At 44.6% G+C, this 22,009-nt stretch carries 17 protein-coding genes and 1 riboswitch; of the genes, 4 read left to right on the top strand and 13 right to left on the bottom strand.

Going from position 1 to position 22,009, the window contains the following annotated elements; genetic code table 11:
- Positions 1-11: 11 nt before the first annotated feature.
- A complete protein-coding gene (locus tag M2444_RS19075) occupies positions 12-983 on the top strand; it encodes a substrate-binding domain-containing protein (RefSeq protein ID WP_094871423.1) in 972 nt (323 codons plus the stop codon).
- A gap of 404 nt (positions 984-1,387) precedes the next feature.
- On the opposite strand, the gene modB is transcribed toward M2444_RS19075, so the two are convergent.
- From modB to M2444_RS19050, 5 genes are all read right to left on the bottom strand, one after another.
- Positions 1,388-2,050 (bottom strand): molybdate ABC transporter permease subunit, encoded by a 663-nt coding sequence (modB, locus tag M2444_RS19070; protein WP_280787766.1) that lies wholly within the window; start codon positions 2,048-2,050, stop codon positions 1,388-1,390.
- A gap of 34 nt (positions 2,051-2,084) precedes the next feature.
- A complete protein-coding gene (modA, locus tag M2444_RS19065) occupies positions 2,085-2,879 on the bottom strand; it encodes a molybdate ABC transporter substrate-binding protein (protein ID WP_481857509.1) in 795 nt (264 codons plus the stop codon).
- Positions 2,880-3,110: 231 nt separating this feature from the next.
- On the bottom strand, positions 3,111-4,082 hold the full coding sequence (locus M2444_RS19060; RefSeq protein WP_094877684.1) for a helix-turn-helix transcriptional regulator: 972 nt from the start codon (positions 4,080-4,082) through the stop codon (positions 3,111-3,113).
- 199 nt (positions 4,083-4,281) lie between these two features.
- Complete coding sequence (locus tag M2444_RS19055; RefSeq protein WP_094877683.1) at positions 4,282-4,968, bottom strand: hypothetical protein; 687 nt, start codon at positions 4,966-4,968, stop codon at positions 4,282-4,284.
- A gap of 191 nt (positions 4,969-5,159) precedes the next feature.
- Positions 5,160-5,846, bottom strand: coding sequence for a M50 family metallopeptidase (locus M2444_RS19050; RefSeq protein WP_094877682.1), 687 nt, complete (start codon positions 5,844-5,846; stop codon positions 5,160-5,162).
- A gap of 226 nt (positions 5,847-6,072) precedes the next feature.
- On the opposite strand from M2444_RS19050, the gene M2444_RS19045 reads away from it, so the two are divergent.
- A complete protein-coding gene (locus M2444_RS19045) occupies positions 6,073-6,540 on the top strand; it encodes a DUF3450 domain-containing protein (RefSeq protein WP_280787764.1) in 468 nt (155 codons plus the stop codon).
- Between the two features lie 49 nt (positions 6,541-6,589).
- Positions 6,590-7,294, top strand: coding sequence for an AIM24 family protein (locus M2444_RS19040; RefSeq protein WP_042185200.1), 705 nt, complete (start codon positions 6,590-6,592; stop codon positions 7,292-7,294).
- Positions 7,295-7,372: 78 nt separating this feature from the next.
- Here M2444_RS19040 and M2444_RS19035 read toward each other — a convergent pair whose 3' ends face one another.
- Positions 7,373-7,828, bottom strand: coding sequence for a Dps family protein (locus M2444_RS19035; protein WP_042185198.1), 456 nt, complete (start codon positions 7,826-7,828; stop codon positions 7,373-7,375).
- A gap of 184 nt (positions 7,829-8,012) precedes the next feature.
- Entirely contained in the window at positions 8,013-9,491 is a 1,479-nt protein-coding gene (locus M2444_RS19030; protein WP_280787763.1) for a potassium/proton antiporter, read from the bottom strand.
- 194 nt (positions 9,492-9,685) lie between these two features.
- Between M2444_RS19030 and M2444_RS19025 the strand changes: the two genes are divergently transcribed.
- On the top strand, positions 9,686-10,753 hold the full coding sequence (locus M2444_RS19025; protein WP_280787762.1) for a GNAT family N-acetyltransferase: 1,068 nt from the start codon (positions 9,686-9,688) through the stop codon (positions 10,751-10,753).
- A 518-nt stretch (positions 10,754-11,271) separates the two neighbouring features.
- On the opposite strand, the gene M2444_RS19020 is transcribed toward M2444_RS19025, so the two are convergent.
- The 6 genes from M2444_RS19020 to M2444_RS18995 form a co-directional block, all read right to left on the bottom strand.
- Positions 11,272-13,977, bottom strand: coding sequence for a discoidin domain-containing protein (locus M2444_RS19020; protein ID WP_280787761.1), 2,706 nt, complete (start codon positions 13,975-13,977; stop codon positions 11,272-11,274).
- A gap of 51 nt (positions 13,978-14,028) precedes the next feature.
- Positions 14,029-15,549, bottom strand: a complete 1,521-nt coding sequence (locus tag M2444_RS19015; protein WP_280787760.1) for a glycosyl hydrolase — start codon at positions 15,547-15,549, stop codon at positions 14,029-14,031.
- A gap of 153 nt (positions 15,550-15,702) precedes the next feature.
- Entirely contained in the window at positions 15,703-17,253 is a 1,551-nt protein-coding gene (locus M2444_RS19010) for a glycosyl hydrolase (protein WP_094871462.1), read from the bottom strand.
- Between the two features lie 12 nt (positions 17,254-17,265).
- A riboswitch (cyclic di-GMP riboswitch) is annotated at positions 17,266-17,345 on the bottom strand.
- Between the two features lie 136 nt (positions 17,346-17,481).
- The gene (locus M2444_RS19005) at positions 17,482-18,855 is read right to left on the bottom strand and encodes a sugar phosphate nucleotidyltransferase (RefSeq protein WP_060625067.1); all 1,374 of its coding nucleotides are present in this window, start codon (positions 18,853-18,855) and stop codon (positions 17,482-17,484) included.
- A 686-nt stretch (positions 18,856-19,541) separates the two neighbouring features.
- The gene (locus M2444_RS19000) at positions 19,542-20,882 is read right to left on the bottom strand and encodes a UDP-glucose dehydrogenase family protein (RefSeq protein ID WP_280787759.1); all 1,341 of its coding nucleotides are present in this window, start codon (positions 20,880-20,882) and stop codon (positions 19,542-19,544) included.
- A 4-nt stretch (positions 20,883-20,886) separates the two neighbouring features.
- Positions 20,887-21,987 (bottom strand): glycosyltransferase, encoded by a 1,101-nt coding sequence (locus M2444_RS18995; protein WP_036676592.1) that lies wholly within the window; start codon positions 21,985-21,987, stop codon positions 20,887-20,889.
- Positions 21,988-22,009 lie beyond the last annotated feature (22 nt).

Here is a 22,009-nt window from a genome sequence, read left to right as displayed (position 1 = left end):
AGGCTTTTGTCATGTCTGATAACACATCCTATACGACTGAGGAAATTGCCCGTTTACTGAAGATCTCGAAATTAAAAGTATATGATCTGATTAAAAAAGGGGAGCTTCCCTCCTACCGTGTAGGAAAACAGATGCGTGTGGATCAATCCGATTTAGAAGCCTACAAACAGAATGCTCGAAATGGAATGACCCTATCGACATCGCCGCTCACTTTTGCTGGAGCAAATCTAACACAAGCTGCCACACATTCTGGCCAATTTAATAGTAAAGCTACAGGACACAGCCTTGTGATTACAGGTCAGGATATGTCACTCGATATTCTAGCGACCTATTTGGAGCGTTGTTTGCCCACTGAGCGCCCTCTTCGTTCTTACGCTGGCAGTCTAGATAGTCTGATTGCCATGTATCAGGGCGAATCGGACATCGTCAGTACGCATCTGCTCGACGGGGATACTGGAGAATATAACCTTCCCTATATCCGTAAAATACTTGTGGGGTTCTCTTATGTTGTAGTCCGTCTGTTGACCCGAAGTGCAGGATTGTATGTTCAAAAGGGGAATCCTAGAGGTCTCCATGAATGGTCTCATTTACAACAGGATGGACTTAAACTGATTAATAGAGAACGAGGCGCTGGTGCACGTGTGTTATTGGATGAACAACTCCGATTGCACGGCATTCCTGCTGCAAGCCTATCTGGATATGAGCAGGAGGAGAATAGCCATTTAGCGGTCGCGGGTAAAGTCGCAAGAGGCGAAGCTGATGTGGCCATCGGTACCGAAAAAGCTGCTAAGATTGTCGATGGCATTGATTTCATTCCCTTGATTCAGGAGTCTTACGATCTAGTGATGCTTAAGAAACCGGAGCATGAGCAATGGATTGCCACCGTGATTGATATTTTACGCTCGCCAGCCTTTCAAAGTGAGCTTGGGTCCATTCACGGATATGATCTCACGCAAACCGGGATGATTATTTATGAGACCTGATGAGTCGCTGACTTACTTAACTGTATAGCGAGCAATCGAAATCTGCGTTGGTGCAGTGCGGAGCATGCGGCGGAGGAACATTTAGTTGTATTTCGTACAACTACAATCCTGCTAATAACTCGCAAAATAGATATAACTGTATTTAGTACACCTATTTCACTTGATTTCTCCCCTATACGGGATTTTTCTAGTTTTTAGTTGTATAGAATACAGTTAAAATCTAAATAATCCCTTTTTCATCCGAAATAAGTGTACAGAATGCAATTATCTCAAAGGTTCTTCAATATTTGTGCTATAGATCTGCGCTGACGAGCTTCTGCTGAAGATTCACACTAAAAATAGCTATTTACAAAAAACACCAGCCAACGTTTCTCCATTCCTCGGAGAATCACTGGCTGGTGTTTTTAAGTACGCCGGTTCACAAACATCAACATTACAGCAGACATAACAATAATAGAGCACACCCACATCCAAGCAAGAGTCATGTTGCCGCCATCTACCGCAACATAGATCGCTGTAGGCACTGTCTGCGTGCGGCCAGGAATATTCCCGGCAATCATGATCGTAGCGCCGAACTCTCCTAAACCACGAGCAAAGCCGAGAACGTACCCTGCAGCGAGTGAACGGCCTGCAAGAGGAAATGTGACATAACGAAGTACTTGCAGCTCGCTTGCTCCCTGCGCACGCGCCGCATCCTCAAGATCCGGTTCCACGCCTTCAAAGCCCGCCTTCACTGTGCGATAAACGAGAGGAAAAGCGACGACAACCGCGGCGATAACCGCAGCCCCCCATGTGAAAAGGATCGTATGCTCCGTCATCTGTTCATACCATCTGCCAATCCAGCTGCGGCGACCTAAGACGACCAACAGCACAAATCCGACAACTGTCGGCGGCAACACAAGTGGAAGCAGCATTACAGTCTCGACCAAGCTATAACCAGGGAATTTACGACCCGCCATAGCCTTGGCTGCAGCCGTTGCCAGAATAAACACAATGATGCTGGTAAGTACTGATATTTTTACGGAAAGCCATACCGGGGCGAAGAAATCAGTCCAGTTTATTTCCATCCTTAACCACCCCGCTTCTACTTATGATCTCTTATTAAGGAAGCAAGAAGCCATAGCTTGCAAAAATATCACTAGCTTCCTTACTCTGAAGATAACTGTACAGTTCCTTGGCTTCCTTCTGATTCTTCGAATCCTTCACGATACCCGCCGGATAATTAATGGCTTTGTGGACATGCGGGCCAACAGTAAGGGCGATCTTCGTCTTTTTTGAAGTCAACGCATCTGTCTTATATACAAAGCCTGCATCGACATTCCCCGTTTCGACGTAGGACAGAACCTGACGTACATCCTTCGCAAATACAAGTTTGTTTTGCAGCGTATCCCATACCTTCTTCGCAGTTAACGATTGCTGAGCATATTGGCCAGCGGGCACAGATTCAGGCTGCCCTACCGCTACCTTCTTAAAGGATTTATCCGTAAGTTGAGTGATCGTATTTAATGAAGCTTTTGAATTCGAAGGTACGACAAGAACCAACTGATTCTTAAGCAGAACCTTATGGTCAGAGATCAGTCCAGCATCCACTAAAGCATTCATCTGTTTATCCCCTGCAGAGAAGAACAGATCAGCCGGAGCACCTTGCTCAATCTGCTTCTGTAATGTGCCAGATGCAGCATAATTAAAGACTAAATCAATATCGGGATGTTTCTTCTCATAGAGAAGCGCCATTTTATCTAAGCTATCTTGCAAGCTGGCTGCAGCGGATACTATAATTTCTGTCTTCTTGGCGGCTGCCTCTACCTCCACCACTGCGCCCGCAGATAAATTCACAACCAAAAAAATTGCTAATACACCAAAGATTCTGATTGACCATTTCTTAAACATTTCCATTCCTCCCATTTTCACATATATATGTAGATGCTATTCTAGCATACGTTTTTTCGATTTTCTATAGATTGAGTTGTGTTTAGATATGTTTAGTTATATATTGTTATAATTAGATAGTTAGAAATGAGTACATCTTCGACTTACTCGCAAAAAAAGGATGCCTCCGGCAACCATTTAAATGGTTGCACAAGCACCCCATCTTTCGAATTGAACGAAGGTCAAATGAGCGTGTCACTACTTATAGTGCGAGCTCCATTTTTCCAACTGCTGCCTGATTACTTCACGATAATAGTACGGTTCAATGATTTCCGCTTCCTCTTCGAATCTCTTAATCCAGCGGACAAATCCTATATCTTGTTCCACTGCAACTTTAAAGTGAAAACATCTAGATTGACGATCCACTTTACTTGGCTTAAAAGGTAATTCGTCCTTCTTAATTCCTTCCATTACCCGTTCCGAGAATTTCACTTTAAATTCTACCTGTAAACTATCCCTATCTAGTGACCATTTCTGCTTCATAAAGGCTTGCACATCAAACGCTTCCTTCGAAAAAAAACGATTTAATGGCTTCACATTAGAAAAATCGTTGATATGATATGTACGAATAACACCCTGACGATGACAAAATCCAATGAGATGAAAACGACTTTCCAGCGGGACCAGACAATAAGGATCAATGGTGATCCCTTTCTCTTCTAATGCATTCTCACTATAATTCGCTTGAATACTCTTTTGCTTTAATAAAGCCTCCAGGATCGGAGTAAGAAATGAGTGTTGTTCCATATGTGAACTGTTTCTTGTTCTTTCTGCCCACCCCACCCCTACTTCTCTTCTTGCACGTTCTATTGATTCTTCTCTCTCTGCCTTACGTTTATATTCAGCTGCGACTATTTTTTCATACGCGCTTTCAAAATCTATGGGTAATGCTGGTTTTATATCTTCCATAATATAGCGTAATTGCGAAAATGCGTTTGCTTCTTCTTCCGACCAATCCAAGGGATAGAGTGCAAAATTTCCAATAAAAGCATAACCTTTTCCATGCCCCAGGTGGGTTATGGGAATATGCATGGCACTAAGCGCGTCCATATCCCGGTAAATCGTTCTCTCGCTGTTGCCGCAGCGTTCCGCCAATTCACGGGCTAATATCCCTGGCTTGGCTTGAACAAGTGTAATAATGCGCATCAGTCGGATTAATCGGTCTGTCATATTCAGTTCCCCTTGATTTATGGTTAAATAGACCCATTATTTTATGAAAAAAAGTAAAATTGTGATAGAACTTTTTTACTATGTTACCACATTTTATATTACAATTCTTCTTATAATTTTCCGCCGAATCCGCTGAAAAATCCAATTTATGTATAGGTCTTTTTTCGCTTATATGCATCCTCGTGCAGTGAGTCCTATATTAAATTCCACCAACGGCTTTACTTCGTTGCTGATGCTCGAACCCGATCTGTTTATATAACATTTCAGCCTCTTTAAGCAGCAAAGGATCTCCAGAGCGTACTGCGAGTAGCAAAATCTTATCCGCATGCCGATTGAGCATTTCGTGAGCTTCACTATGCTGGCCTTTACTTCGTAGTGCCTCTGCTTCTTCAACCGTTTCAGCCGTCTTCAACAATTCCAGATGCTTCTCAACATAAAAGCAGCAAGTATCGCTCAGAATGCGCGTATGATGCGCGTACTCCAGTTCAAGTACCTTCACGGGAAGTTCACGAACGCGCTCTACGGTTGGTTTTTTATACTTCCACTGTAGGGATAATGCTTCATACTTACCTGCTACAGAACTAGAAGTAGTGAACTCCAATCCTATGAATTTGCGTTGTCCTGTTTTTATTTTTCCTAGTTTAAGCAAGAGAGAATTTCCTTCCCCTACCTCCATTTCACATCCATAACAGCGCTTAAAAGTTACATGTGGCTCAAGCCAAACTCGTAGTTCAATATCACGTGCAACCACTTTGTGGCTGCTTGGTCGGCTATTTTCTGAAGGCAAATTTCCTTTCCATTCGACAAGTAAAACTACATCACGATTTCCACCTGCAAAAATACGATCTTGACCCCACGTAAATATAGGAGTAATACTTTCCATCATATTTTCCACCTCTTTCTTATTTTGGGTCTTCTATTAATGTACCAATAATGGCGGACAACTCCATGTCATGGAATGTATGTTCGGTTCTATATTATCGACAAAAAAAGAGCCATTCTACATACTAAGTAGACTGACTCTCGCAAAAACAGCCCCTTTTGTCTGTTTATGACGAAAATTTTATATTTTTAACTTTAACGACTCTGAAGTTTAGGCTGCACTCGCTCCCGCTTAAAAAATAGTCCCAGCGCCCATTTGGCGCAAAGCAGAGAAAATATAAAAAATAGGATGGCCCAAAATATGGCCGGCACCGATGTCATCCTTGCCAGGTTACTGGCATCTCCCGCACGAGATGGGGATACAACGGCCGCATATACGAGAAATAAACTTCCCATTACAGACTCTTCCAAGGTCAAAAAAGCTAATAACAAATAATAATATTTGCTGGCCTTTTTCCACACCACCAGCATTAAAATATTCAGCGTAATAAACCCGCCTAACCACATCATTCCGAAGCTTCCCCGCACGTACATTACCAGCATAATCAATGCTACTGTAGTAGCTAAAATAAGTCCCCAATCATGCCGTCCTTTACTGTAGAGATAGAAGAGCAGCAATGCAAATAAAGAAGCCAGCACATACCCGGATAACGACACTAGTATCGCTCTGCCTCCATCTTGAATGGCTGTATAGGTGACCCCACTATGATTTGCATATAGCTCAATCCGTAGCACACTGCCAGACAGCAGTAGAGTCACCAGCGCATGACCAAATTCATGAATCATCGTGTCCAAATTCCGAAACAAAGATGAGAATGGAATCAACCTCGTCAAAAAAGCAGATCCGACCAAAAATAACATTGTCTTAAGCCATTTATTCATTCCGTAGCAGCCCCTTTCCGTCCAAAGTATACGATAAATAGTCCCTCTTCTCAATCATGTAGAGCACAGCCTTGTTGTTCTTCACAAGGATGTGTAACCTCACTTCAAGCAGGCAAATATTACTGATCCAAGAAGCCCTATTCACGTTTAGCGTACGCTGTCAGAAGCTGTCAAGCTGTGTTAAAATAAAAGAAATACAAGCCTAAATTGGGTGGTGATTATATAGATGAAACAACGTAAATACCGTAAATATCTACAGCTGTTATGTTCGCTCCTGCTTCTGCTGACCCTTTCCTTATCTCTTCCGGCCCCAGTAGCAAAAGCCAATATATTCAGTGATATCTATAATGGATTCAAAAGCTTCTCTGAGCTTCCGAATGAAGTCAATGAATTGAAAGAAGGATTTCAGCAGACAGCTGAAGAGCTACAACAGGCGAAAGATAAGCTTACGAATACCATGCAGGAAATGGAGGCCTACCGGACACAGAACGAAGCCCTGCAGGAGCAGAATCGCCAACTAACGCAAATGGTGGATGAGTTGCAAAATGACCGGACGGCACGCGAAGAATATTATCATAAAATCAAAGTGACTATTTTTACGGGGATTGGTCTAATTCTGGGGTATTTTATACTCATCCGTATTGTTCGTTTCAGCATGCTTCACCGTTCTAGAAAAGGAGACCGCCTGCGCTAAGCTTGAACATTCAGTAAAGATCACGTCTACAGCATGAGGGAGATGAAATATGAACATCGATGTCCAAGATGAAAGCGACAGCGGGAGCGGACAAGCCGTAGCCTTCACCCTTGGGGAGAAGGAAGAGGTTCATGTGCTGCACCCACAGCAAATTATCGCTTATCAAGGACCTGCCACTGGACGGGCGGACAGATTTATGGATGTAAAGGGCATCTATCGCAAGCGAAAATTGATTCGTTCGGATATGTCTGGTCCTTGCCATTTTGTCGCAGCCCTTCCACCAGGTTATCGGGTAAAGATTCTGCAGCTTGATGGAAAGAGCGATTTATTGTACGACTTTAAACATCTCTTCTTCTACAGCAAGGGAGTTACGATGGATACACGAGTGCTAAGTATGAAGAATGTGCTCGTTACACGTGATATTGTGAAAGTGAAATTTACGGGTAACGGCATCATTGGCATATTGACCGAAGGTACGGTATGTGAAGCTGAGCTTCATCCTTACAACCCGCTCTATGTGGATGCAGGCAGCATTATTGCCTATCCTGAGAATGCGAAGCTGGAGCTTACCGTTTACGGCAACCATTTAGCTAGCCAGCATATGAGCTATCACTGGAAGATGACGGGCCACGGCCCTGTGTTGTTTCAGGCCGGACGCCAGAATCGCCGATTTGAAAGAGATAATAACGATGATGGAATTATTAAACGATTTCTGCGCGAAGCCGTGCCATTTGGTGGAGTATTTATTAAATAGAATGCTTCAAAAAAAGAGCGCCATGCGTTAACCATACGCAGGCGCTCTTTGTGTATTCTATCCTATAAGGATGTTGTCTTAGCCGATAAAGGCATTCAGCATCCAAGCATGTTTCTCAATGCTGCTTCTGATGCCAATCAGCAGATCCGCAGTTGGTTGATCGCTCAATTCTTCAGCAGTAGCAATTGCATCTTGCAGTTCTTTAGCAACAGTCTTAAAATCTCTCACGAGCTCAAGTACCATACCTTTAGCATCTTCACCGCCACGAGCTTCTTGTAAGTCGGACAATTCAAGATATTGCTTCATTGTGGAGGCTGGTTGTCCACCAATAGAAAGCAAACGCTCAGCTAAATCATCTGCATAACCCGCAGCTTCATTGTATAGCTCTTCAAACTTCTCATGCAATGTGAAGAATTGAGATCCGCTAACATACCAGTGATAGTGATGAAGCTTTACTCCGAGCAGGAACCAGTTTGCAGTTTGGCGGTTCAAAGCAGCTTGCAGTTCAGTATGGTTCTTTAATTGTGTTGTCATTAATAAAACCTCCTATGGTTCATTTATTATAATTGTATTTAGACTCGTTCTAAATCTATATACAATTTAACACACTCTTTCGTATTTTGCAACTATTCTGGAGATTATATGTTGTGCCGATTCTAGCACAGCTTATGGTGTGAAGCCTATTATGTGTGTCACACTTTGGTAAAAAGTCTCTTCTCTAGATTAGAGAAACATCCTCCTCCGCGGTCTTTCCTTTCCTGCTGCGGAAGAAAGCCCTCATCTCATCTCGCTTACTCTTTGGACTTAGGACGTACACAGTATCCCCAGGCTCAATAACAGTACTGCCATGCGGAGTGACAATCTTTTTATTGCGGATAATGGCCGTAAATAAGATATCATCCGGCAGACCTATTTCTGAAATCTTCTGTCCAGCAATCGGCATATAAGGATTAATTCCAATATGGTTAAACTCCGAGTCTGTCTTGCCAAGAGCCACCAGCTCCATCAGGGAAGGCTGATCTGAATCTTCTTGCCCCACAAGCTTCAATCGGGATGCTAACGGGGATATACTAGTTCCCTGAATCACCGCCGAGGTCAGTACGACAAAGAAAACAACATTAAAGAATAGTCGTCCATGAGGCAGGTCAGCCAGCAGCGGATAAGTCGCTAACACAATCGGAACGGCTCCACGAAGTCCTGCCCAAGAAATCAAAGTCTTCTCGCGGAACGTAAAATTGGAAAAGTGCAGGCTTATAAATACACCGATTGGTCTAGCTACAACCATCAGAATAACGGACAACAAGATACCTTGCCATGCCACTTCCGCCAGCTCCTGTGGAAATACTAACAAACCCAGCAGTATGAACATAAATATTTGCATCATCCAAGCAAAGCCATGACTAAAATTCATAATGGTACGGTGATACATGAGCTCGGAATTTCCAAGCGTAAGGCCCATAACATAAACAGCCAGCAGCCCGCTGCTATGTACCCATGCAGATAAACCATAGGTCAGTACAGCAAAGCCAATCGCCATTACTGGATAAAGACCTGTGGAATCCAGGTTAATTCGATTGATACAGAAAACTGCGATCTTCCCCAGCACAAAACCCAGTACTAAGCCAATGCCCATCTCCCATATAAAAGACAACAGAAGCCCCCATATCGCCATATCCGGATGCTGTATCCATTCGATTAGCGAGACTGTCAAGAACACCGCCATTGGATCGTTGCTTCCTGATTCTGCTTCTAACGTCGAGGTTAGACGTTTATCAATGTTCTTACCACCGAGTACCGAGAAGACTGCAGCCGCATCTGTCGATCCAACGATCGCTCCAAACAGAAAGCTTTCCGGCCATGACACATCAAGGATTAGCTTAGCAAATACCCCTACAATGACCGTCGTCATGATTACGCCTACCGTTGATAAGGATAATGCTGGCCGAATAACAGGTTTAATATCCTTAATATTCGTCTGCATGCCACCTTCGAATAATATGACAACCAATGCGAAGATCCCGGCCATTTGCGTTAAGGAAGCATTGTTAAAAAAAACAAATTGGCTTAGCACCATCCCCGCAGCAAGAAACAGCACTAAAGCTGGCATTCCAAATTTAGTGGAAAACTTGGTGGAAAATACGCCTACAAGCAGGAGTGCTGCCAGTAATAATATAATATTATCTGCAAGTTGGGACACCGATTATTCACTTCCCTTTCTCTTCTAGCTTTAAAATATAAGAAGCTTCCTTATTTATGTACTTTATTACCCTTTTCGATATCCTTTTGAGACATTGAATAATATAAACAAGATTGGAGATTTCATTCCCCGGGCCTTATACTTTATGTAAATGCTTTCTCCCCATCGTCTGTACATATAGGAGGTTGAATGTTATGCAATTGAGATTAATTAAACCTGCGGAGCTAGACCAAGCGGCTCGGCTCGCAGATTCTGTCTTTCGTGAACCGGGTGCCACTTCAATGAAAGAGCTGTTTCCACTTATTTTCCGCCCTGGACTCAGTCATTCCTACGCGGCGATTGCCGATGACGGAACGGTTGCTGCTTTTATGGGACTCGTACCCTCTACGATCAAAACTGGAGATGCTTTCCTGAATGTATTCTCCATAGGTGCTGTCTGCACCGATCCCGCTTTTCGTGGCCAAGGGCTGGCGGGCCAACTTCTGCAGCTATGCCAGAGTCACGCTGCCGAGGCCGAGGCATCGCTGATTTTTGTCTCGGGTGATCGTTCGTTATACACCCGAGCAGGGTGCGTACCGTTCGGAGGTACGCAATTTGCCGAGCTGAACGCAAGCTCGGCTCAGGCACTTGCAGCCGCAGCAGGCGAAGAATGGACGCTGCGGCCAATGCAGCCGGGCGACTTCTTCGCCGTCTACCGGCTGCTCAATGAACGCGAAGCCGGACATGTGTACAGTCCGGGTGAGCTGGCGCTGCTGCTGGGGACCGGGGCTTACGCGGGTGTGATGGGCTTAGCCCAGCGCACACTCGTAGCCGTTCGGGACGGCAGCATCGAGGGGTTCGCCGCGGTGGCTGTGCCCGCGGCGGCAGAGGTGCCAGCGCCGAACACGGCGACGGCGGTGGAATGGGCCGGCCAGCCGAGCGCGGTAGCGGCATTGCTGGCCAAGGCGGGCTTGTGCGGCGGCGTTGGTGCGCTGCAAGTGCCTGTGCCGTGGCAGGAGCGCGGCTTGCTCGCGCTACTGCGGGACTCCGGCGCCAGCTTAAGCGGCGGCGCGAACAGCGGGACGGTCTGCATCGCAGACCGGGAAGCGCTTTTGCGGCAGACCGAAGGCTGCCGCAAGGGCCACGACTTGTCGTCCGTGCAGGACGACAAGGAGCTGATCTCGCTGCTCTTTGATCCAGCGAGCCCGCTTCACAGCTCTGATTCCTCGGGGGAATCAGAGGCAATTCCCTTGCCGTATATGTCTGGTCTACGTTTCATTTGACGGATTTAAACAATAAAACGGAAACCGTCCTTTTAGGGACGGTTTCCGTTTCTGCAAGAAAGAGAAGGATAATTAATGCCGTGGAACATATACATTCTGATCTACAAGCAAAATCACCCTCGCAGGTGAATAAGCCTCTGTTAACTTAACATTGGAGTGTACGAGGCAATCATTGTTGTACCTTTTGTAAAATTTCATATCCCAAACTCCCCCACCTTCTGCACTCAGTCTAAGAAATTGTGATGGGGCGTTGGGGAGGGAGTTTTATGGGGAAAAACTCCCTCTATTTAGGATGATTTCCTCACAATTGCCCAGTTATGCGGAATTTCTCCCTATAATACGGAGGATTTTCTAAAAGACAGCGATATCCGCTGGAATACAGGGAGAAATTGCCTATATTCCACCTGTTCAACCCTAAAACACAAAATTTATAGGGAAGAATTCCCTATTCCATTGTAGATCTATCTCACAGTTATTTAGTGTGCGCTATATACGATTATATAAATTCAAAGGATTGCTTATTCTCTGGAGTACACCTGTAACTCTTGAATAGACCAATAATTTCCGCCGGCTCCGGTCTGTACAATTTTGATATACCGTGTCTTTACCTTAGAAAAGGATATCTTCGTAAGCTCTTTTGTGCCTTTTCCAGAGGTGAGTTTGTTCCAGTTTTGAGCATCGTCAGAAATATAAACTACATATTCTCTTGGATAATCAAAAGGAGATAGCGTGCTGTCCAAATCTATTCTTTCAATTTCATGTGCTACACCCAGATCAATCTGAAAATACTCTCCAGAAACCTGATGTTTTCCAGTGTCCCAGCGCGTACGCCGATCCCCATCGATGGCAAGACTTGGAGCCGATGCCACCGTATTCACATTTGAGGATACCTTCCATTTAGTACGATCCAGAGGAACCAGTCCGGTGGCTGTGATCTGAACTTTATCGGACAGTAAATTGGAGCCGGATACCCTTACCGCGTAGGTATATAAAGTTCCTTCATGTAAATTATGATCCGTGTACTCTGTTAGCTTCACATCAGTAGCGATCACTTTCATTTCCCCACCGCTACCATCAGCTCTAAGTAACTCGTAGCTTGCTCCTGGTGCCTCCAACCAATGTAATTTTACAGATAAACCTTTTGTTGCTGCGGCTTTGAATCCTTTAGGTGCCGACGGCTTTACTTCAGAGGAGAGCTGCAAAATGTACTGCACAGCCTCTCCTGGAGCAAGTGTCTCCGTAAAGGTTAACGTGGGAGTAGCCTTTTTCCCTGTTATATAACTTCTTGCTTTTTCATACGTATCCCCGTTTCCAAAACGCTCCCCTTCATACACACCGTTTTTCGGCATAGTCACATTTACACTCACGGTCTGTGGGGTAGACTCAAAATTAACGAAATTAACCAATATCTTATTTGAGGTCGCTCCGCTACCCGCAAGAGGTTTTAATGTAGAAGTATCCACGGCGCGAACATAAACCAGCTTGTCGGCTAACACATCCTTGTTTGCAACTTGGTAAGTTAATGGAGCTCCATGCGTAGCATAAGCAAGACTGAGCCTTCTCATAATGCTGACACGTGAATCCTCGTTCTCTTTTGTATAGTAAATCTCTGTGGTTGCCGGATCATGCTCTTCTAAATTAAACCCGTATTTGAATAAACTGAAATCTTTAAAAAAAGCAGCATGCTGCACAAACATATCCGCATAACCAATATGCGCACGCATGATCCGGTCGAATACAGCCGCTGTCCGCTCCGTTGCCCCGTATTGATAGGCATCCACATGACTGTCCGAGGTACCAAATTCAGTGGTCAGCATTTTTTTGCCGAGCCCATTGTCTGCACCATCGAAGGTCTTCAAATTCTCAGTAAAGCTTCCCCCATTGCTAAAAATATAAGAGTCGCCGTAGGAATGTCCATTGGTCAAATCCGTGACCTTCTCCAGCTCCATACGCTGCTCTGGATCTCGTTCCCAGCCATCCGGATCTCCACATTCCTTCCCAGTTCCCTTCTGATTACCACAGGAATCCTCACTGTAGCTCGGCCAATACGCCCAGCCTGGAGCAACTGTTTGTAAATGGGGCGCGATTTGCTTGCCCTTTTTATTTAGCCAATCCGCAATCGCCAAGTTAACTGCCTTAGAACGATTGAATAATCCTGGTTCATTATCTACCTCATAATATTGAAAATAGGGGCTATATTGCTCAAAATAATCTGTCAGCTTTTTCTCCGCATCAGCTGGCAACGAGCCATCTGCCTTAAGCTTAATATCACCAGTATGCAAATACAGCGCAACCGCCTGCATGTTGTAATCCTGCAATACCTTGTAATATTCCATCATATCTGAGCAGGATCTCCCGACATCACTGGCACAGCTAGTACGCATCACATTACCGCTATAAGCCATCCCTAGCCATTTGATAACATAAGGCAAATGCGTAACCGCACCTTCATCAAAATAAAATTGCTTATTATTCACTACTGTTCCGGTCAGTGTATAGCTGCCATGAATAGGCTCGGAAATTGGAGCGTTAAGAGATTCTAAACGGAGATTATCCCAAGTCCACCAGGAATATTCGTCTTCTTTGTCACTGCAATATAAACAGCGAACCGTTTGCAGCTTCAATTCGTTCGTTCCCAGCTTCAATTGCTCCTTGGGAATGTATAATTCATAGGACTTTTGAAAGCTATATTCACTTTCTGTGCCCGATACGCCAGCAATTTGAATGATCCCCGACAATTGATGATTGGAAAACACACTCATTTGCGGCACGGATTTATAAGCATTCAGAATACCTACGCTAAATAAGACCCCATTCTCCGGGATCTTATTTAGCTGATAAGTGATCGTTAATTCCGGCTGGGTCTTTCCATTCAAGCCTGCAGGCAAGCTCTGAAGAGCCGATAGTTTGAGTGCTGAAGAAGGAACATTAAATACCTTCTTACTGCCGGAAGTGCCACTCGCAGCGAATTCAGCTGCTGAGCCATCATGTTGTCCCAGATTCCAGATCACAGTACCATCCGGTATTTCTGCTGCAGCATCAGTTCCTGTAGATAGTCTCGGTATATTGGCACCTACCTTATAATCATTCGTCTTATTCGTTCCGAAAACTGAGACAGACAACAGAAACAAGACGGTTAATGCGGCGAATTTCAGTAACAACAGTAATGGTTTGTTTGTAGATATTCTATTTTTTCCATTAGATATTCTCCTCGTTATTCCCATCCATAGGTCCTCTCTTTCTTCCGGAATGTCTAACCCTATCATTTCATTAGATTAAGGAAGGAACAATGCTCCTTGTGGAATTACCTGCTGCTTCTGGCTTGAACTCTCCCACAGTAAACGAAGATTGGCATCTCCTTCATTCTCATAATATTCAATTTGGATATCATAAAGCGTTCCAGCTGTGAGCGGGATACTTCCTTTATGAAGGGTTGCACTTTGATTGTTCCAATTGTCGATGATCAGCTTTCCGTCAATCCAGACACGGACTCCATCATCAGAGGATGCCGAAATCGTATATTTTTCACTGAATTTAGGCTTGAGCTTCCCTTTCCAGCGTACAGAAAAACGATCTTCATTTATCTCCGGGGCAGGTGACCCGCCATGCCAATTAAAATCAATCTTACGGTCATCGCGGATAAGTACCGCTTCTCCCTCTAAATCAGTATTGTTATAGTATTCTCCAGTTAAACCCGTTGGCGTTACCGGGGTTACCGGTGCTGTCGAAGGGCCTCCTGATGCGAGAACGTAATCCTCTCTCGATACTATAAACGATTCATTCATAAAGCTTTTAATTGACTGTAGCGTATTATTTTCTGTCAGTAATTTTCCCCAAGTCATCATATAGACCCATTTATTTTGTTTCTCGGTTAATATTTCCGGGTTCGGCAGCTGTCCGCTCTCCCCGATTCCGATAGGTTTACCTTCAGCAAGTGCAAGCAGATCCTCATAGTAGGACTGCTTATAATCGTTATTGTAGATATCCGCAGCCAGAACATCGAGTTTATCCGCATCGGGATAATATGCAGCATATGGATCTGCCCATTCATTCGGTGCATTTGGATTCCACACCCACAGTAGATTATTTAGCTTGTGTGTGTTTACAAAACGATCATAGACAATATTCCAAAGCGCTGAAAAATTGTCCTTTTTCCCCCACCAAAACCAACCGCCGTTCATTTCATGGTAAGGTCGCCATAAGACTGGAACTCCGGCATCACGCAGCTGTTCTAAATATCCAGCGATCTCGTCTAGATCAGAAATAAGACGCTTATACTGAGCCGTCCCAGGCGTAACATAAGCATTAAACTTTTCTTGACTGAGACTTCTGTTTACATTGGACCATTCTGGAGATGTCCCCGGCAAACTCTGATGGAATGTCATGGCTACAATGCCACCCTCTTGATGCCACTCAATTGCACTGTCAATAACAGCTTGCCGCTGTTCTGCGATCGTCCCCTTGGATTGATTATTAATCGCCCCTAATTCATAACCATGTAAAACGGCATTCTGTCCCGAAGTATTTTTCAGCTTATGAACCAGTTCATCTGGGCTTTCTAGATAATCATGCTGGCCGGACAGGATTCCTTTGCCACGTAGATTCACCAAATTACTCAGCAGTTGCTTGGCTTCTTCAGAAGCTGATGGATTGCTTGGTATAGCCGGAGGTAGAGAGGAAGAAACACTCATAGCCTTCGGAAGACTCCTAACCTCTCCCCAAGGCAGCAAGGAAAAAATAATAAACACCGGTAATATAGTAAACAACAATCTGTTTTGCTTATAATATTTACGCAAATAAATCCTCCTTTCGGTAGCTGTACTGCCTCCACAGGTAATAAATGAACATACCTGTTATCGGACAATCGTCTTCTGACCTAATGAGGACTATAGCTTAGTAGCTCTGCAATAACGCAGAGCTACTAAGGATCGACCTTTAATTTTCATCAATCAGGAGACATCCGGAAGAAAAAGTGCACTTGCTGGAACTGTCTCTTTAGCTTGACTAGCACTTTCCCACATCAAGCGGACTCTCGCATCGCCTTCATTCTCGTAATACTCCACCTTGATATCGTATAGCTGGCCAGCCGTCAGCGTTATGGTGCCCTTACGCTCAGTACCACTTTGCTTAGTCCAGCTATCAATCACAGATTCCCCATTCACCCAGACACGGATGCCATCATCTGAGGTAGTGTAAAATGTATATTGCTCTTCATATAATGGCTTAATTTTACCGCTCCAACGTATGGAGAAACGATCAATCCCGAGGGCGGCATCCGGCGATCCTAGCCGCCAATTGAAATCGATCATCGCATCTGTTCTAGTAAGAGCTGCTGCTCCCGACAGCTGGATGTTGTTATAATATTCTCCTGCAAGCCCCTTCGCAAGAGGAATTGCTGCCTCTCCCTCTTCTTCGGAAGGTGCCGGCGCTGGTGCAGCGCTAGGCTTCGGTACCAGACTAGTATTTAATTTATCTCTAGTCAGGGTATAGTTGCTATTCATAAAAGTTTTGATTGTGTCTGCACTGTTATTATCGTAAAGCATTTTTCCCCAGCTCATCATATACGTCCATTTACTTTGCGATTGCTGTAGCTTCTCCAGATTAGGCACTTCACCATTCTCCCCGATCGCAATCGGTTTGCCAGCGGCTAGACTCAACAAGCTATCATAGTATTTTTGCTGGTAATCATTTTCGTATATATCTGCTGCCAGAATATCTACTTTATCTGCTCCTGGATAAGTTGACGCATAAGGATCTGACCAAACATTCGGAGCATTCGGACTCCATACCCATAACAAATTATTTAATTTATGAACGTTAACAAAACGGTCATACATAACATTCCAAAGTTTTGAAAAGTTGTTTTTCTTCCCCCACCAGAACCAGTTTCCGTTCATTTCATGATAGGGTCTCCAAAGTACCGGAACGTTGGCATCACGTAAGCTCTTTAGGGAGACTGCTACCTTATCAAGTTCAGCGATCAGACTGTTATATTGCTTGGTACCCGGTGTAACGTAACTATCGAACTCACTTTGGCTAAGCGTTTTTTTCACATTACCCCAGTCATAAGCGGTGCCTGGCAGGTTAGCATGAAAAGTCATAGCTACGATCCCGCCCGCTTTATTCCAGTTGATGGCGCTGTTCACCACATTTTGACGCTGCCAGGCCATCGTTCCTTCGGACTGGCCACTGATCGCGCCCAGTTCATAACCGTGAAGAGCTGCGTACTGTCCGCTTGTTCCCTTCAGCATATTGTTAATTTCATCTGGACTTTCTAAATAGTCATGTTGACCAGCAATAATACCTTTTCCTGAAATCGAGTAAAGATAGTTAAGCAGCTTTACGGCTTCGGGTGAGGCTCCTGGGGTAACTGGGGTACCAGAATTTGAAGCAGCTATGACAACAGACGGCGAAATTCCAACAGTAAGCGGAAGTGCAGTCAGAAACAGGACGAGTGACAGAAATGCGCCAAATAATCGATACGTACGGTAAGCTTTCAAAATAATCTCCCTTTCGGTAGCCAGGCTGCCACTCTTTCGAAGGCCCTATAGCTTTGCGTCCCTACCTTTCGATAGGTTTGCCTTTTCAATTTAAGAGAAATAATCTCTCTTACCGTAAGTATCGACGACAATTAATGATATATTTAGTGTTTTTATGACTTTTTTTGATAATTGAGTCAATTTACCTGTTTAAAGAAATTTCAGATTGGTTAAATAGATAGGTTAGACCTATGAAATGAATTGTTGTAGTTCTATATCATTCCAGTCTAAAGTAATACGAATATTATCTTCTTCTACTAACTCAGAACCCGTCTGTACCTCTATAAACTCAACATCCGTCAAAGCAAGGATCGCGTGCTTCGTTCCTTCCGGGATACGTACCACGTCCCCAGCCTTCACATTATGTTTCTTCTCATTCAGCACAATACTTGCTTCGCCGCTGACGATTGTCCAAATTTCACTACGCTTGCGATGTAATTGATAGCTGATATTATTCCCCTCGGATATAAAAATCCGTTTGGTCAGCACTTCATTACCCTCGTCGTATTTCACATAATCAATAACTTTGTAATGACCCCAGCGGCGTTCCTCATACATCGGTCTCTGTTCAAAGGTCTTCAGCACTTCTTTAATCCGTGGGCTCTCAGCTTTATGGGTAACCAGAATACCATCCGGGCTAGCCGCGATGATCAGATCCTTCGCACCAATTACCGTAATCGGAATATCCAGCTCATTAATCAAGCAAGTCCCCTCAGAATCCGCCGTCACAAAACCTTTTCCTACATGCTTGCTGCTCATTTCCTCTGTCAGCGTATTCCAAGTTCCAAGATCCTTCCAGAATCCATCATAAGGTTGCACCACAATATGTTCTTCTTTCTCCACCACTTCATAATCAAAGCTGATGGAAGACAATAGCTTATACTGCTTCTGCAATTCTTCATATCCTAAAGGCAACCCTTTACGCTGCAAAATATCTAACAAGTAGCCTAAACGGAAGGCAAACACTCCGCAATTCCACAATGCATTTTGTTCGATGAGCTGTTCTGCTTGTATGCGGTCTGGTTTCTCTTGAAAGTGACTCACCTTCATAAAACCATTCCCCCCCGCCTCTTCAGTGGTAGGAATGATATATCCGTATTTCTCTGAGGCATGTTCAGGAACAACACCCATTAGTGCCAGATTTGCTCCGCTTTCCAGCATGGTCCCCTCAAGCATAGCTATGGTATCGAAAAAGGATGCTTCTACATAAGGATCAACAGGCAAAATGGCTATCGTCTCCGCTGGAGAAACACCTGCAACCGAATAAAGATAGGTAGCTGTTAAGGCGATGGCCGGAAAAGTATCCCTACGCTCCGGTTCAACGATAATCGGCACATGACTTCCCAGTTGGCTTTGTATCATTTCTACTTGACCGCGGCCGGTGGCCAGATAAGATGATTCTGCCATCCCTGCTTCCTCCAGCTGTCTCCAGACACGTTGTACCATGGATTCCGGTTCACCTTGAGGGCTTTCAAGTACCTTTAGAAATTGCTTTGAACGTGAGTCGTTGGACAACGGCCATAGCCGTTTACCTGAGCCGCCTGATAGAAGTACCATTTTCATAGATGAACCCTCCTTGAATTATGGAAATCGAGCATAATTGAATTGTTATCAAAACGTCAGCTTCCGCTTAGCCTTATTTCGAGCGGATGCATTAAAAAAATTTATTAGGTATGAACCACTCCAAGGGATTTTGGACTTCCGATCGCTGTTATCCTCAGATTTCCTGATTTGAACCGCCGCCAGCGGTAGAAATCCGAGGATAGCATATGCTTTCGAAGCTAGCTTTCCTACGGAAATCTTTCGGGCGAACACTCCGTTTCTACAGTTCCAAATTCCCTTTCCGTTCTTTACCTAACCAACTTCCTCTAAATGCTTGAACCGTACTGCACCGGGCTGTACCAGCCGGAAGGCAGCACGTTTTTCTAAAGATTTGCTTCTGCTCCTATGGAGGCAGCAGCCAACGCAAGTACTACTACAACAACAAGGTTATCTGCTACTGCGATAAACAATCAGAGTACCTAACTTTATAAATTGCTTAGAAACTTAAGATAAGGGAACGAAGTGGCGAAGGAGAATTTTGGAACTGGAGGAGCGATAGCGTCCGCCTTTGTCTGCGGATTTCTACCGCTATTAGCGGTTAAAATCAGGAAATCTGCAGACAACAGCGGCCGGAAGTCCAAACATCCTATGGAGTCACGCCTCATCCCTAAATAGAAAAATCACAAGTTCAATCTATATAACTTAGATTAAACCGCTCCAGCCACACTAGCAGAATAACCGCTCAATCCACCCATCTGCGGGCGGCCGACAGAATGATAAACGAGGCCGGTACCCTCGATTTGCTCCTTGGAATACACATTCCGCCCATCGATCAGCACCCCATTACGCATGCTTTTCGCCAGCTGATGCAGATCAATGTCCTTGAGCAGGCTCCAATCGGTCAAAAGACATACGGCATCGCTGCCCTCGGCCGCTTCCTCTGGCAGATGGCACCAGCGAAGCTGTGGATGATCATATTGCTGCCTGAAATTAGGAGCTGCGATTGGATCATATAGTTTGACTGTTGCCCCTTCAGCCACCAGTGCCTCAACAATCTCTCTGGCTGGAGCTTCGCGGACATCATCAGTATTAGGCTTAAAGGCAAGCCCCCATATCCCAATCGTCGAACCGTGCAGGCTGCCAAGTGATTCATGCAGCTTGGAGATGATCATAAACCGTTGTCCCTTGTTCACTTCGACTACAGATTTCAATAATTTGAATTCGTAATCGACGTTGCCCGCGATTTGAATGAGCGCATTAGTGTCTTTCGGGAAACAGGAGCCTCCATAACCGATACCAGCCTGCAGGAAGGATGACCCGATTCTTTGGTCCATACCCATTCCTTCAGCTACCTCGGTTACATCAGCTCCCACTTTTTCACAAATATTGGCGATCTCATTAATAAAGGAGATTTTTGTGGCCAAAAATGCATTCGAAGCATATTTGATCATTTCAGCACTGCGTATATCTGTTACAAATACATTTTCTGTGAAACCCTTATGAAGCTCGCGCATGGTTTGTTCCAGCTCTGGATTATCAAGGCCAATAACAATTCTATCGGGATGGAGGGTATCGCGAATCGCTGACCCTTCACGTAAAAACTCAGGTGCTGACACGATATCAAAAGAATGATGGGTATACTTAGAGAGCATTTGGGAGATTTTTTCATTTGTCCCTACGGGTACTGTAGATTTAGTCATTATAATTTTGTTCCCCTCCATCGCTTTAGCGATTTCAGCAGCTGCACCCTCAATGTAGGTTAAGTCTGCTTCACCATTAGGCAGCGATGGCGTACCTACAGCAAGAATGATGATATCTGAACGCCGCACCGAGTCCTGAAGATCCGCAGAAAAAGATAACCGTTCCTCTCGAAGATTCAGTTCAATCATTTCCTCAATTCCCGGCTCATAAATGGGCGATTCCATCTGTTTCAGCTTCTTAATCTTTTCCTCGTCCTTATCCACACAGATGACATGATGTCCGCTCAGTGCAAAGCATACGCCAGATACAAGACCCACATACCCAGTCCCGATTACTGTCAGCTTCATACAATCATCCTCCTTTTAGAAAATTGACGTAGGCCTGCTCAACATACTGCTTGAACTTAACCATGAACGCCTGCTCATCGAATTTACGTGCATGCTCCATAATTTGATCAATATCCCAAGCGTAGGACTCTACCTCATAAATAGCCTTAAGCAGATCCTCCACTTCTTGATGCTGAAAGAACACACCATTTACATAAGGAATAATAGTATCTAGTGCCCCGCCTGCTTGATAAGCGATTACTGGTCTTCCGGCCGCGTTCGCTTCCAGCGGTGTAATTCCAAAGTCCTCTTCTCCTGGAAAAATAAATGCCCGACACTGTGCCATCATTCCAGTCACTTGCTCATCTTCTAGCCGGCCCAGAAACGATACATTATCCTTAGCCATGCCTTCGAGACGCTTGCGATCCGGTCCATCTCCCACGATATAAAGCTTAAGACCGTTGCGGTTAAAAGCCTCCACTGCCAGATCAATCCGCTTGTAGGAAACAAGCCGAGATACTATTAAATAATAGTCACCAATGGTAGAAGAGCTTGTAAACCGGGCAGTATTAATCGGTGGAAATATGACATCGGCATCCCGGTGATAATAATTCTGAATCCTCGTCTTCACAACTGAAGAATTGGCTACGAACTGATTCACATTTTTGGAAGTCCGCTGGTCCCACGTTTTGAGCTGCTGCATGTATACCTTAAGCATTTTTTTGAATAGCCCGGAATTCGACTGACGTTCCATGTAGGTGTCATAATCCCATGCGAAGCGCATAGGCGTATGGCAGTAACAAAGATGAAACGTGTGTTTAGGAACTTGAATACTTTTCATAAAAGCACTGCTGGAACTCAGGACGATATCGAAACCGCGAAAGTCCAAATCACGGATGGCCATTGGATAAAGTGGCAGCACCCCTTTAAAATTGGTCTTTACCCCCGGAATCTTTTGCAGCCAGGAGGCACGGATATCCGCATCTTTGAGATTGTCAGTAAGGCGGCTTCCGTTAAAAACCGTTGTGTAGATTGGAGCCTCGGGATACATGTGATGAAAGACTTCCACCACTCTTTCCGCGCCGCCCATTTGGATTAAGTAATCGTGCGCTATCGCAATTTTCATGTGAATCATCCTCAAAGTTTTA

Source organism: Paenibacillus sp. PastF-3 (assembly GCF_029893135.1).
GTDB classification, from domain to species: Bacteria; Bacillota; Bacilli; order Paenibacillales; family Paenibacillaceae; genus Paenibacillus_AQ; species Paenibacillus_AQ nitricinens.
This window is presented reverse-complemented; position numbering and strand designations above follow the sequence as displayed.

What these genes read in the sequence shown, in the direction of transcription:
- M2444_RS19075 (WP_094871423.1), top strand. Translation starts at nt 12, where the DNA reads ATGTCTGATAACACATCCTATACGACTGAGGAAATTGCCCGTTTACTG.
- modB (WP_280787766.1), bottom strand. Translation starts at nt 2,050, where the DNA reads ATGGAAATAAACTGGACTGATTTCTTCGCCCCGGTATGGCTTTCCGTA.
- modA (WP_481857509.1), bottom strand. Translation starts at nt 2,879, where the DNA reads ATGGAAATGTTTAAGAAATGGTCAATCAGAATCTTTGGTGTATTAGCA.
- M2444_RS19060 (WP_094877684.1), bottom strand. Translation starts at nt 4,082, where the DNA reads ATGACAGACCGATTAATCCGACTGATGCGCATTATTACACTTGTTCAA.
- M2444_RS19055 (WP_094877683.1), bottom strand. Translation starts at nt 4,968, where the DNA reads ATGATGGAAAGTATTACTCCTATATTTACGTGGGGTCAAGATCGTATT.
- M2444_RS19050 (WP_094877682.1), bottom strand. Translation starts at nt 5,846, where the DNA reads ATGAATAAATGGCTTAAGACAATGTTATTTTTGGTCGGATCTGCTTTT.
- M2444_RS19045 (WP_280787764.1), top strand. Translation starts at nt 6,073, where the DNA reads ATGAAACAACGTAAATACCGTAAATATCTACAGCTGTTATGTTCGCTC.
- M2444_RS19040 (WP_042185200.1), top strand. Translation starts at nt 6,590, where the DNA reads ATGAACATCGATGTCCAAGATGAAAGCGACAGCGGGAGCGGACAAGCC.
- M2444_RS19035 (WP_042185198.1), bottom strand. Translation starts at nt 7,828, where the DNA reads ATGACAACACAATTAAAGAACCATACTGAACTGCAAGCTGCTTTGAAC.
- M2444_RS19025 (WP_280787762.1), top strand. Translation starts at nt 9,686, where the DNA reads ATGCAATTGAGATTAATTAAACCTGCGGAGCTAGACCAAGCGGCTCGG.
- M2444_RS19020 (WP_280787761.1), bottom strand. Translation starts at nt 13,977, where the DNA reads ATGGGAATAACGAGGAGAATATCTAATGGAAAAAATAGAATATCTACA.
- M2444_RS19005 (WP_060625067.1), bottom strand. Translation starts at nt 18,855, where the DNA reads ATGAAAATGGTACTTCTATCAGGCGGCTCAGGTAAACGGCTATGGCCG.
- M2444_RS19000 (WP_280787759.1), bottom strand. Translation starts at nt 20,882, where the DNA reads ATGAAGCTGACAGTAATCGGGACTGGGTATGTGGGTCTTGTATCTGGC.
- M2444_RS18995 (WP_036676592.1), bottom strand. Translation starts at nt 21,987, where the DNA reads ATGAAAATTGCGATAGCGCACGATTACTTAATCCAAATGGGCGGCGCG.